We start from the raw sequence: 13,118 nt of genomic DNA on the forward strand, positions 1-13,118 counted from the left end.
AACCTTCTCAGTGCCTGAAAAGACTTCTCGCACAAGCATCAATTATCGGTATCCAAAGCAATAAAAACGCCTGAGCAGGCGCAAATCTCAAAGCGGGGGAGTTGGGCGGCCTTCCCACCCGCTGAGCGGATGAGGGATTTCAGGATGAGCTCACATGACGTCCTGGCGGTAATCTGAACGAGCGAAAGGACCGCGCAGGCAAAAAAAAACGGCACAACAGGCCGTAACCTGTTGTGCCGCACGCTCAGCGCTCACGCGCTGTTACGAGGCCAGCGACAGCGTCGGCTTGGCCTTCTCCGCCAGCCACTCAGCGATACGGGCCTGCTGAGCTTCATTGAGCCACATACCTTGCTTGGTGCGGCGCCAGATAGCGTCGTCGACTTCACGCACCCATTCATGCTGAACAAGGTAACGCAGTTCGGCCTCATAAAACTCGTGGCCAAAGTTCTCACCCAGATCTTCCAGCGACGTTGCATCGTTGAGCAGCAGTTCCGTGTTGCTGCCGTAAGTGCGGGAATAGTGGCGCGCCATGTTTTCAGTAATAAACGGATAACGGCGGCGCAGGCTGGCAGCGTAGTCATCACTGGTGCCAGAGATATTACCGCCGGGCAATACGCAGTTCTTCGTCCAGGCCGGGCCAGCCTTGGGATAATACTTCGCCAGTTTCTCCATCGCATGCTCAGCCAGCTTGCGATAGGTCGTTAATTTACCGCCAAAGACCGACAGTAATGGCGTTTTACCGTTTTCATCACGGACGTCCAGCGTGTAGTCACGGGTGATGGCCTGCGGCGAATCCGATTCATCATCACACAGCGGGCGCACGCCGGAATAGGTCCAGACGATATCGTCAGGCGTTAACTGCTTTTTAAAGTGGCCGTTGTACACTTTCAGGATGTAGTCGATTTCGTTGTCGTCAATAGCGACATTTTTCGGATCGCCTTTATATTCCACGTCGGTTGTGCCGATGATGGAAAACTCGTCCATCCACGGAATGACAAACACAATGCGGTTATCTTCGTTTTGCAGGATATAAGCCTGCTTCTCATTGTGAACGCGTGGCACCACGATATGGCTGCCTTTGATCAGGCGGATACCGTAGGGCGACTTCAGCGCCAGCCCGTCGTCAAAGAATTGCTTAACCCAGGGGCCGGCTGCGTTGACCAGACCTTTGGCCTGCCGGGTCAAGGTTTTGCCGCTGTCAATGTCTTCTGCTTCGACCATCCACAGGCCATTTTCACGCCACGCGCGGGTAACGCGGGTACGGGTGCGCACTTCACCGCCATGCTTAACCACTTCCTGCGCATTGAGGACGACCATACGGGCATCATCGACCCAGCAGTCGGAATACTCGAAACCACGTTTAATTTCAGGCTTCAGCGCCGAATCCGGCCCAAAGGTCAGGCTTTTACTGCCCGGCAGGCTGGTGCGTTTGCCCAGGTGGTCATACATGAACAGACCGGTGCGAATCATCCAGGCCGGGCGCAGATGCGGACGGTGCGGCAGGCGGAAACGCATCGGGAACGCGATATGCGGTGCCATTTTTAGCAGCACTTCGCGCTCAGCCAGCGCTTCACTTACCAGACGAAACTCATAATGTTCAAGGTAGCGCAGGCCACCATGAATCAGTTTTGAACTGGCGGAAGAGGTCGCGCAAGCCAGGTCCCGCGCCTCTAGCATTAACACCGACAGTCCGCGTCCTGCAGCGTCTGCTGCGATGCCAGCACCGTTGATGCCGCCGCCGATAACGATCAGGTCTTTGGTTTCCACGTTGTCTCCTCCGATGTTCGGAATAGTTCACTTATGTTCGTTTTCGAGCATAATCATAATCGCAAACCAACATTGATGCCAGTATTTAACCGCTTAAAAACAATTTTGCGTGATATGGATAACATTATGTGTGCGGAAAGGTGAGTAGCCACAATTATTGTCAGGTTATTGCCGAGGATTATCGGGTTACACTAGCTGTCATTTTGATGATGAAACATGATGAGAGACACCATGGAAACCTACCAATGTATCGATGTTCACCAGGCGCAGGCGCATCTTGAGCAGGGCGCAGTGCTGGTGGATATTCGCGATGCGCAAAGTTTTGCACTCGGCCATGCTCGCGGCGCCTTGCATTTGTCGAACAGCAACCTCAATGATTTCATCAGCACCACTGACATGAGCCTGCCTGTACTGGTGATGTGCTATCACGGCAACAGCAGTAAGGGCGCGGCGGACTATCTGCATGGTCAGGGATTTGCCACGGCTTACAGTATAGATGGCGGATTTGACGCCTGGCGCGCCGCCTTTCCTCAACAGGTTGCCAGCGGCGCTGAATAAATAAGCGGGCGTAACACGGAGAGTGAGTAATGCGCATTACCCAATTTAATCAGCCGCGCATGGCGCAGGCTTTTGTTGACTACATGGCGACGCGTGGCGTGAAATTGCGTATTGAGCATGAAAGTCACTATGTCATTGTGCTGGATGATGAAAGTCAGCTTTCAATGGTCGAAAACGAACTTCAGGCGTTCGTGCGCGATCCCAATCATCCGCGCTACCTGGCAGCGAGCTGGCAAAGTGGTAAAACCGACAGCGGCCTGCGCTATGAGCGCAGCAACATCTGGGCAAACATACGTGAGCGGGCCGGACCATTGACGACCGTCGTGATGCTGGCCTGTATCGCCGTCTTTATTCTGATGCAGGTGCTGGGCGATCGCACCGTAATGTACTGGTTAGCCTGGCCCGATGCCGATCAGCACTTTGAGGTCTGGCGCTGGTTTAGTCATGCGTTGCTGCATTTTTCGCTGCTGCATATCCTGTTTAACCTGATGTGGTGGTGGTATCTCGGCGGAGCGGTAGAAAAACGGTTAGGCAGCGGCAAACTTTTTGTCATTTTACTGATCTCCGCCCTGCTCAGTGGCTGGCTGCAGGCAAAGTTCAGCGGCATCTGGTTTGGTGGTCTGTCCGGCGTGGTCTATGCATTAATGGGATATTGCTGGCTGCGTGGCGAACGCGATCCTGAGAGTGGTATCTGTCTGGAGCGCGGGTTAATCGGATTTGCCCTCGTCTGGCTGGTGGTCGGCTGGTTTGGGGCCTTTGGTCTGGCCATCGCCAACGCCGCGCACGTGGGTGGGCTACTGGTTGGCCTGGCGATGGCATTTGTTGATACGCGCAAGAAAAAACGCTAGTCACAACGAAGAAGAATAAGCCCGAAACAGGAGAGGAATGTGAAGCAGACGCAACGTCATGACGCCATTATTGATCTGGTTCGGCGTCAGGGATATGTCAGTACTGAGGAGCTGGTCGACCATTTTGAAGTCAGCCCACAAACGATTCGTCGTGATTTAAACGACCTTGCCGATCAAAATAAAATTCAACGGCACCACGGTGGGGCGGCTTTGCCCTCCAGCTCGGAGAACACCGCCTGGCAGGACCGTAAAATGATGTGGTCGGCCGAAAAAGCGCGCATTGCCCAGCGCGTTGCCAGCCAGATTCCCGACGGCGCAACGCTGTTTATTGATATCGGCACTACGCCGGAAGCGGTGGCGCATGCGCTGCTGGGCCACAGCGATCTGCGCGTGGTGACGAACAACCTGAACGTAGCCATGCTGTTGATGGGCAAACCGGACTTCAGAGTCATTATTGCGGGTGGCGAAGTACGTACCCGTGACGGCGCGGTCATGGGCGAAGCGACGCTGGACTTTATTTCACAGTTTCGCCTTGATTACGGCATCCTCGGGATTAGCGGCATTGATATGGACGGATCACTGCTGGAGTTCGACTACCACGAGGTGCGCACCAAGCGCGCCATCATCGAGAACTCACGCTGTGTCATGCTGGTTGTGGATCACTCGAAATTTGGACGTAATGCCATGGTCAACCTGGGCAATATGAGCCAGCTTGATTATCTTTATACCGATAAAATGCCGCCCGCCAGCGTCATGAAGGTGATTGAACAGCACGACGTTCACCTCGAACTTTGCTAATTCCTGCCCGCCAGTGAGTAAACTGGCGTTTTTTACCTCAGTCTGTCGCTTTTTCCCGCACTCACGTATTTAATTAAAACGGTCGCTGGCCATGTTGCCGGCCCATGCGCATGCCATGTTTACCTTACCCATATGGATACAAAGGGAGTGATATGCCACAGCAGAAATTCAATAAATCCCGCTTTCAGGCTGCATTAACCCGCCAATGGCAACATCTTGGCTACACCTCCGCCAGGCAAATGACGCCGCATCAGTGGTGGCAGGCACTCAGTGCCGCAATGAATGATGTGATCAGTGTGCAGCCCACCGCCCGATCCCTCTCGCCACAACGTCATGTGAACTATCTGTCGATGGAATTTCTGCTGGGACGTCTTACGGGCAATAACCTGCTTAATCTGGGCTGGTTTGATGAGGTAAAAGCCCTGCTGGCTGAACATCAGGTTGAGCTGAGCGAACTGCTGGAAGAAGAGGTCGATCCAGCCTTAGGTAACGGCGGCCTGGGAAGGCTGGCGGCCTGTTACATGGACGCCATGGCGACGGCAGGCCAGCCTGCAACCGGACATGGGCTGAATTATCAATATGGCCTGTTCCGCCAGCGTTTCGCAGAGGGCAAACAGGTTGAAGAACCGGATGACTGGGAGCGCGACACCTATCCCTGGTTTCGCCATAACGCAGCGCTGGATGTGCGTGTCGGGCTGGGTGGAAAAGTGATCAAGCGCGATGAAGGTCGCCTGGAATGGATACCTGCCCTTTATCTTCGCGGGGAAGCCTGGGATCTGCCGATCACGGGATACCGTAACGGGGTGACACTGCCGTTACGGCTGTGGAAAGCCACCAGCGAACATCCTTTTGACCTGACGCTGTTTAACGATGGTAAGTTTTTACAGGCTGAACAGCAGGGGATTGATGCCGCCAGCCTGACCAAAGTGCTTTATCCCAACGATAATCACCCACAGGGAAAACGCCTGCGCCTGATGCAGCAATATTTTCAGTGTGCCTGCGCAGTGGCGGATATTTTGCGACGTCATCATCAGGCAGGGCGCAGAATCCATGCCCTGCCAGACCATGAAGTGATCCAGCTAAACGATACGCATCCCACCATCGCTATACCGGAAATGCTGCGTGTATTGCTGGATGCGCATCAGCTGAGTTGGGATGAGGCCTGGCATATCACCAGCCGCGTGTTTGCCTATACCAATCACACCTTAATGCCTGAAGCGCTGGAACGCTGGGATGAAAAGCTGATGCGCAGTGTGCTGCCGCGTCATATGGTCATTATCAAAGAGATTAATCGCCGCCTGAAACAGCAGGTTAAACAGCGCTGGCCAGGTGATAAAGCGATATGGAAGAAGCTGGCAGTGGTGGCCGATGGTCAGGTGCGCATGGCAAACCTGTGCGTGGTGAGCGGTTTTGCAGTGAATGGCGTGGCGGCCCTGCATTCCGGCCTGGTCGTGACCGATCTTTTCCCCGAGTACCATCAGCTTTGGCCGCAAAAATTCCACAATGTCACGAACGGCATCACGCCGCGCCGCTGGATTAAGCAGTGTAATCCCGCCCTGTCGAGCCTGATTGACGATACGCTTCAATGCGAATGGGTCAGTAATCTGACGGCCTTACAGGGGCTGGAGCCCTGTGCGGATGATCCTGCCTTCCGTGAGCGCTTCCGTGCGGTTAAGCGCCATAACAAAGCGCGTCTGGCTACCTACATTGCGCAGCGCACCGGCATCCTTGTTAATCCAGAAGCGATCTTTGATGTGCAGATCAAGCGACTGCATGAGTATAAGCGTCAGCATTTAGGCCTGTTGCATATTCTGCACTGCTATAAACGCGTTCGCGATAATCCCGATGATGCCAGCATGATTCCCCGCGTGTTTCTCTTTGGTGCCAAAGCCGCACCGGGTTATTACCTGGCAAAAAACATTATCTATGCCATCAACAAGGTGGCAGACGTGGTGAATAACGACCCGCTTGTTGGCGACAAACTCAAAGTCGTCTTTATGCCGGATTACCGCATTACGGCAGCCGAATACCTGATCCCTGCTGCCGATCTGTCGGAGCAGATCTCCACAGCGGGCTACGAAGCCTCAGGCACAGGCAACATGAAGCTGGCATTAAATGGCGCACTCACTATTGGCACGCTGGATGGGGCGAATGTAGAAATCGCCGAACAGGTCGGCGAAGAGAACATCTTTATTTTCGGCCATACCGTGGATGAGGTTAAGGCGCTTAAAGCGGCAGGTTACAAGCCGCAAAAGATCCGCAAGCATAACAAAGAGCTGGATGAATTACTGACGTCTCTGAAAAAAGGGAAGTTCAGTAATGGCGATAAGCATGCATTCGACCTAATGTTGGAGAGTCTGACAAAAAATGGCGATCCCTGGCTGGTGCTGGCGGATTATCAGGCTTACGTCGATGCGCAAAAACGCGTTGAGGCGTTATGGCGCGATCAGGAAGCCTGGACGCGCGCCGCCATTCTCAATACGGCACGAGCCGGGTTTTTTAGTTCGGATCGTTCGATTCGGGACTACCAACAGCGCATCTGGCAGGCGCAACGCTAAGGAATTGCGATGACATCCTCTTCACTTGATAAAGCCGCACTGGCGGCAGGAATAGCGCTGACGTACTTCAATGCGAACGGTGAACCGGAAGCGATCAGCGATGAGACAAAGCGTGCCTTGCTCGCCGTGATGGAAAATCCGCAGAAAGCCAGCAAATCACCGCTGCCGCCTGTTGTGGTCTTCAGCGGTAATCGCCAACGCGTGCTGGCGCCACAGATTGACGGTCGCATAAGCTGGCAGTTGCAGACAGAGAAAGGCAAAATTTTTAGCGGAACACTCGAAGGTGGTGCGCCCTTTACGCTGCCTTCTCCTCTGGGACAGGGTTATCACCAGCTTACCCTGAGCAAGGGCAAGCGGACGTGGCAGACGAGAGTGATCGTCGCGCCGCGCCGCTGTTATCTCCCCCCGGCCTTGCGTGCCGGAGAGAAACGCTGGGGCGCGCTGGTTCAGCTTTATACCGTGCGTTCAGCGAAAAACTGGGGCATTGGTGATTTTGGCGATCTGGAATATTTGCTGGAGCAGCTTGCCGCGCGCGGTGGTGATTTTGTCGGCCTGAATCCCCTGCACGCGCTCTATCCGGCCAGCTCCGCTTTTGCCAGCCCTTACAGTCCGTCGTCCCGTCGCTGGTTAAATATTATCTATATCGATGTGGCACAGGTAGAGGATTTCCAGCAGAGCCGCGCGGCGCAAAAGTGGTGGAAAAGCGCGAAAACCCAAAAAGCACTCAGCAAGGCCCGGGAAAGTGAGTGGGTGGATTACGATGCAGTGATGGCGCTGAAGCTGACGGCGTTGCGCCATAGCTGGACTCAGTTCCAGGCCCGGCGTGCGGAAGATGAGCAGAAACAAGGCTTTGCCGAATTTATCCAGCAAGGGGGCGACAGTTTGCGCTATCAGGCCGTTTATGACGGTCTGCAGGCAGACATGCAGCGTGAAGGCTCCGCACTGACAGGCTGGCCTGCCTGGTCCGAAAGCTGGCGTGACTGCCGCTCCGCGGAGGTGCAGAACTGGTGCGAACAGCACGGCGAGGAGATTGCTTTCTGGCAATGGTTGCAATGGCTGGCGCAGCAGCAGTTTTCGCAGTGCTGGGCGCGCAGTCAGGCGCTGGGTATGAGTGTCGGCCTGTACCGCGATCTGGCCGTCGGCGTAGCAGAAGGCAGCGCTGAAACCTGGCACGATCCAGAGCTCTACCGGCTGAAAGCGTCCATCGGCGCGCCGCCCGATCGGCTTGGTCCGCTGGGCCAAAACTGGGGGCTGCCGCCGATGGATCCCCATGTTCTGCAGGCCAGAGGTTATCAGCCCTTTATCGACATCCTGCGTGCGAATATGCGTGACTGCGGCGCGCTACGTATCGACCACGTAATGGCGCTTCTGCGCCTCTGGTGGGTACCGGCGGGTGAAACGGCGGATAAAGGGGCATATGTGGCTTATCCGGTTCACGATCTGTTAGGTATTCTGGCGCTGGAAAGCCACCGACAGGGCTGTATGGTGATCGGCGAGGATTTAGGTACCGTGCCTGAAGAGATTGTCAGTCTGCTGCGCGACAGTGGCGTCTTTTCGTGGAAAGTGTTGTGGTTTGAACAGGGCAGGCAGGGCCAGTATCGCGCGCCCCGGGCCTATCCACGGCAGTCAATCGCCAGCGCCAGCACGCACGATCTGCCCACATTGACAGGGTTCTGGAGTGGCGGCGATTTGCAGCTTGGCGAGGAGCTTGGGCTTTATCCCGATAAAAAAACTGTCCTCAACCTGCAGCAGCAGCGACTGAAGCAAAAGCAGGCGCTGCTCGATGCACTACATAAAGCGGGCGCGGTGCCGGCACGGAGCGCAAAACAGGCGGCGTCGCTGGCGATGACGCCCGGTCTGAATCAGTCTGTGCACCGTTTTCTGGCGGATACCAACAGTGCACTGCTTGGGTTGCAGCCTGAGGACTGGCTGGGCATGACCACGCCGGTTAACGTGCCGGGCACCGTCGATCAATATCCCAACTGGCGCCGCAAGCTGGTGCAGCCACTGGAAAGCATCTTTGCCGATGATGACGTCAATAAGCTACTGAAAACCGTGACTAAACGGCGAAAGGCGGGATAACGGGAACGCGCGACAGCGGTGCTGTCGCGCGTGAACATCAGTAGAACGAGTGCTCGCCACGCTGGTGCTCAGTAATATCGCGCACGCCTTTTAACTGCGGGAAGGCTGCCAGCAACTCTTTCTCAATGCCATCCTTCAGGGTAACGTCGATCATCGAACAGCCGTTACAGCCGCCACCAAACTGCAGGATAGCAAAACCGTCGTCGGTGATTTCCATCAGCGAAACGCGTCCGCCGTGTCCGGCCAGCTGTGGGTTAATCTGCGCCTGTAACAGGTACTCAACGCGCTCAACCAGTGGCGCATCGTCAGAAACCTTGCGCATCTTAGCGTTAGGCGCCTTCAGCGTCAGCTGCGAGCCCAGGTTATCGGTGACGAAGTCAATTTCAGCGTCTTCCAGATAGGGCGCGCTCAGTTCATCAACATACGCGGACAGTTTTTCAAACTTAAGTTCAGTATCCGTGGCTTCAACCGCATCGGGTGGGCAGTATGACACGCCGCATTCGGCCGTTGGCGTACCCGGGTTAATCACGAATACGCGAATCTGGGTGCCATCTTCTTGTTTAGACAGCAGTTTTGAAAAATGCTCTTGGGCAGAATCAGTAATTCGGATCATGTCAGTTGCTCAATAGTTGACTAATTTAGTTGGTTATAATACGCCCATCATTCGGGCTCTACAAGGTACGGCACAGGCACCAGATGTGCACGCTGGCTGCGCCTCGCGCCCGGAGCAGCCGGCTGATTTCTTTGACCGTACTGCCGGTGGTGACCACATCATCGATCAGGGCGATATGGCGTCCGGTGACATCGGCTTCAAGATGAAACGCTCCTCGCAAGTTGCGACGACGCTGGCGGGCGCTTAAGTGATGCTGAACGGCACCTGCGCGCCGTCGGTATAACGCCGGACTGAATGCACAGCCCAGCCAGTGAGCCAGGGGTGCGGCCAGCAGGGCCGTTTGATTGTAGCCGCGCCACCAGCAGCGTCGTGAATGCAGCGGAACACACATCAGCAGATCGGGACGGCTCGTCCGTTTGCTACGGTACGCATTCAACCAGCTTAACAAAAGCAAACGCGCCAGCATCACCCTTAGTGCGGTTGTCCCGGAGAATTTTAACTGGTTTACCCATGTGCTGAGCGGGGGTTGCCAGGCGCTGACGCAGACTAACGTCTGCCAGGGCGGCGGGTGACGCAGGCAGCGCCCGCAGGCCAGGTTGCCAGAAGCGGCAGGCTGACCGCACACCGGGCATAACGGGGGCAGGCGGGGCAACTGGCGCAGACAGACACAGCAAATGCCGTGCCGGGCAAGACGTAGCGGCAACTGGCATAGCCAACACAGGGCGGGGATTGGTAGCATAGTGGCCTCCTTATTAATGAATGATGGAAGCATAACGGATGAGCTCACTTTACTGGCATACCTGCGGCGAAGGAGATAACGATCTTGTGCTGCTGCACGGTTGGGGACTGAATGCGGAAGTGTGGCAAAACATCGTGCCGCGACTCAGCACGCATTTCCGTCTGCACTTAGTGGATTTACCCGGTTATGGCCGCAGCCAGGGATTTCCGGCAATGTCGCTGGAAGCGATGGCACAGGTGCTTGAGCCGCATCTGCCCTCGCGCGCCACTGTACTGGGCTGGTCTCTGGGCGGGCTGGTTGCCACGCAGCTGGCGTTGAGCGTCCCCGAACGATTACGTGCCCTGATTACCGTCGCCTCGTCACCTTGCTTTACCGCCCGCGATGACTGGCCTGGGATTGCCCCTTTAACCTTACATAACTTTCAGCAGCAGCTGAGTCAGGACTTTCAGCGTACCGTTGAGCGTTTTCTGGCTCTGCAAACCATGGGCTCGGAAAGCGCCCGCGCCGATGCACGCCAGCTGAAAGACATTGTGCTGTCACAGCCGATGCCCGACGTAGCGGTGCTGAATGGTGGCCTGCAAATTCTGAGCGAATGCGATTTACGTGACAGGCTTGCCACGCTTTCGCTGCCTTTTCTGCGCATCTATGGCGCGCTGGATGGTCTGGTGCCCCGTCGCATTGCGCAACAGCTTGACCAACAGTTACCGGCATCGCCTTCTGTTGTGACAGACAAAGCCGCACATGCGCCGTTTATTTCTCATCCTGACGCCTTCTGCCAGCATATTATTTCATTTATCAGCGGATTAGACAGTTAACCCAGACCGTAACTGGCAAATTTCTGTGTAGCGGCAATACTTGATGAGTGAGCAAGGCCGCTGCACTTCTATGCGATTAGTCAGGGAAATGACTATGCCGTTCGATATAGCCTTAAGCGATTTGCGGCTGCTTACATCTCAACAATGGATCATGAATGAGGGTAGACAAATGAAGGTTATGAAATGGGTAGTTGCATCAGTGATGATGGGCGCAGTGTCATTTTCTGCACTGGCGGCGAAAGAAGTCACCAAAGAAGAAGTGCAGAAGATGAATCTGACCAAAATTGGTACCGTAAACACCACGGCAGAAACCACCTCGCCAATGGATGCCAAGAAGAAGCTGTCAAAAGCAGCGGATGAGAAGGGCGGCAAGTACTTCCTGGTGATCGCGGGCCGTGAGCACGGTAAGTTCAGTGCAACTGCGGAAGTGTACAAGTAATTAGCGTAGCCACATGAATTGCCAGGCATCCAGCACCACGGGCTGGGTGCCATCCACCTTCTCACCTCTGATCACATCCTGAAAAAGGCGCGCTTCGGGTAACTGCGCTTTAACCTGTCTGCCACTGAGATTAAATACACACAGTAACGCATCGCCGCGGGCGGGCTCATCACGCTTCATTATTAACAGCGCATTGTCACTCTGAAAGAGCTGCATCGGATTATCAGGATGGAAAGCGGCCAGACGGCGACGCTGCTGAATCAGTTTACTCAAATGCGTATAAACCTGATGGCGTAAACCGTTCCTGTTTGCCAGCGCGTCTTCAATCTCCGGCATCGCATATTTTTGCCTGTTGATCGCCCGGTTATGGCCGGCTTCGCGTACGCCCTCATAATCGTTACGTGCACCCAGTATGCTCTGGATATAAATGGCGGGTACGCCCGGAAACGCCAGTAAGATAGCGTGCGCTAACATAAAGCGTTTGAGCCGCGTTTCATCGTCATCGCCTTCACGGTTGAGCGCGTCGAAATAGGTCACGTTGATTTCATAGGGGCTGGTTGTGCCATCAGGATTATTTTTGTACGAGATCAGCGCACCTTCCAGCGCCAGATCGCGCACCAGGGCGGTAATTTCCACTTCAGATAAAATACCGCGTGCCGGATTCAGGCCAATACCATCGTGCGATGCCAGGAAATTGAAAAAAGTGGTATTGCCATTGCCTGTCGTAAGGGTACTGGCCCATTGGCGTAACGCACGCGCCGAGCCGGTGTGGATGGCGTGCAGCACCAGCGGCGGCAGCGAGAACTGGTACACCATCTGGGCTTCATCATAACCCTTGCCGAAATAGCTGATGTTGTCTTTATGCGGCACATTGGTTTCAGTAATGATCACGGTGCCCGGTGCAACCTCGTCGGCGATGGCACGAAACAGTTTGACCAGCAGATGCGTTTTTTCGAGGTGAATGCACGTGGTGCCGGGTGTTTTCCACATATAGCCCACTGCATCCAGCCGTACGTAATCGGCTCCACGTTTCAGGTAGTCGAGCAGGACCTCAACCATGCGCAGCAGCACGTCAGGGCTGGCAAAGTTCAGGTCAATTTGATCGGCGCTGAAGGTGGTCCAGACAAAACGAATGTCACCGTTTGCCAGCGTGAACGGGGTGAGCAAGGGCGACGTCCGTGGCCGCGTTACCGCACTCAGATCGGTAGTGGGCGGCAGGCTTATAAAAAAATCATCCCAGCCCGGATCCTGTGCAAGATAATGCTTAAACCATGCGCTGTGCGCCGACATATGGTTACAGACAAAATCGAACATCAGTCGTGTTTCCTGATGCAGCAGGGCAATGTCATGCCAGTCGCCACATAACGGATTGACCTGATGGTAATCGATGACGGAAAAACCGTCGTCGGACGAATAAGGATAGAACGGCAGAAGGTGCACCAGTGGAAAGGTCGACTGCAAATGCTGCTGATAAAAGCGTGAGAAAGTGCGGAGCGTAGGCGTATTCGGTTCGCGAAACTGATCGGCATAGGTAATCAGTACGACATCCTGTTCGTCCCAGTGCGCTTTACGTGGCAATTTTGTGGTATCGCGAGCGTCTGCAATCAGGACGAGCAGGCGTTCACGTAAAGCCTGTGGAAAGGCATCGGCATAAATCGCATCGAGTAAAGCAGTGATTTTTTCCATTTTAAGGGGCTGCCACAGCGGGTGTCGTTATTATCACGGGCGTCTTTTTAGCGTAGCGTCAGGGTGAGGATTTTCAACTTAATCGCACGCGTAGCCAGCGAAAGGGCGCAACGGCTTGCTGGCAGGCAAGGCCTGGCGGAGGGCTAAGAACAGCGTAAAGGGGAAGAGAGGGTGAAGCGTCGCCTCCTTCCGCACCGGGAAAGAGGCGACGTAAC

11 protein-coding genes are annotated in these 13,118 nt (G+C 55.0%); 7 read left to right on the forward strand and 4 right to left on the reverse strand.

The genetic code is table 11. From position 1 onward, the window contains the following. Positions 1-261 precede the first annotated feature (261 nt). Positions 262-1,767 carry a glycerol-3-phosphate dehydrogenase gene (glpD, locus tag C7434_RS20235; RefSeq protein WP_133745859.1) on the reverse strand — a complete coding sequence of 502 codons (1,506 nt, stop codon included), beginning with the start codon at positions 1,765-1,767 and terminating at the stop codon, positions 262-264. A gap of 231 nt (positions 1,768-1,998) precedes the next feature. Here glpD and glpE point away from each other — a divergent pair, with 231 nt between their 5' ends. The 5 genes from glpE to malQ all read left to right on the forward strand — a co-directional run bounded on the left by glpE (position 1,999) and on the right by malQ (position 8,611). Next, positions 1,999-2,325 carry a thiosulfate sulfurtransferase GlpE gene (gene glpE / locus C7434_RS20240; RefSeq protein ID WP_006121025.1) on the forward strand — a complete coding sequence of 109 codons (327 nt, stop codon included), beginning with the start codon at positions 1,999-2,001 and terminating at the stop codon, positions 2,323-2,325. Positions 2,326-2,354: 29 nt separating this feature from the next. Next, complete coding sequence (gene glpG / locus C7434_RS20245) at positions 2,355-3,173, forward strand: rhomboid family intramembrane serine protease GlpG (RefSeq protein ID WP_054632965.1); 819 nt, start codon at positions 2,355-2,357, stop codon at positions 3,171-3,173. Positions 3,174-3,212: 39 nt separating this feature from the next. Further along, positions 3,213-3,971: a DeoR/GlpR family transcriptional regulator gene (locus C7434_RS20250; RefSeq protein ID WP_006121023.1), complete on the forward strand. Its 759-nt coding sequence runs from the start codon at positions 3,213-3,215 to the stop codon at positions 3,969-3,971. A gap of 152 nt (positions 3,972-4,123) precedes the next feature. Then, on the forward strand, positions 4,124-6,529 hold the full coding sequence (malP, locus tag C7434_RS20255) for a maltodextrin phosphorylase (RefSeq protein WP_133745860.1): 2,406 nt from the start codon (positions 4,124-4,126) through the stop codon (positions 6,527-6,529). Between the two features lie 9 nt (positions 6,530-6,538). After that, positions 6,539-8,611, forward strand: a complete 2,073-nt coding sequence (malQ, locus tag C7434_RS20260; protein WP_133745861.1) for a 4-alpha-glucanotransferase — start codon at positions 6,539-6,541, stop codon at positions 8,609-8,611. Positions 8,612-8,648: 37 nt separating this feature from the next. Here the strand turns inward: malQ and nfuA are convergent, their stop codons facing one another. Together nfuA and gntX are read right to left on the reverse strand one after the other, a co-directional pair. Beyond that, complete coding sequence (gene nfuA, locus C7434_RS20265) at positions 8,649-9,224, reverse strand: Fe-S biogenesis protein NfuA (protein WP_033741605.1); 576 nt, start codon at positions 9,222-9,224, stop codon at positions 8,649-8,651. 58 nt (positions 9,225-9,282) lie between these two features. Further along, on the reverse strand, positions 9,283-9,963 hold the full coding sequence (gntX, locus tag C7434_RS20270; protein WP_133745862.1) for a DNA utilization protein GntX: 681 nt from the start codon (positions 9,961-9,963) through the stop codon (positions 9,283-9,285). A 38-nt stretch (positions 9,964-10,001) separates the two neighbouring features. On the opposite strand from gntX, the gene bioH reads away from it, so the two are divergent. Beyond that, on the forward strand, positions 10,002-10,778 hold the full coding sequence (bioH, locus tag C7434_RS20275) for a pimeloyl-ACP methyl ester esterase BioH (RefSeq protein ID WP_033741601.1): 777 nt from the start codon (positions 10,002-10,004) through the stop codon (positions 10,776-10,778). 169 nt (positions 10,779-10,947) lie between these two features. After that, positions 10,948-11,217: a YdgH/BhsA/McbA-like domain containing protein gene (locus C7434_RS20280; protein WP_006121016.1), complete on the forward strand. Its 270-nt coding sequence runs from the start codon at positions 10,948-10,950 to the stop codon at positions 11,215-11,217. Here C7434_RS20280 and C7434_RS20285 read toward each other — a convergent pair whose 3' ends face one another. After that, positions 11,218-12,903 carry a sugar phosphorylase gene (locus tag C7434_RS20285; protein ID WP_054632969.1) on the reverse strand — a complete coding sequence of 562 codons (1,686 nt, stop codon included), beginning with the start codon at positions 12,901-12,903 and terminating at the stop codon, positions 11,218-11,220. Positions 12,904-13,118 lie beyond the last annotated feature (215 nt).

This window comes from Pantoea sp. PNA 14-12, from assembly GCF_004364735.1.
GTDB classification, from domain to species: Bacteria; Pseudomonadota; Gammaproteobacteria; order Enterobacterales; family Enterobacteriaceae; genus Pantoea; species Pantoea stewartii.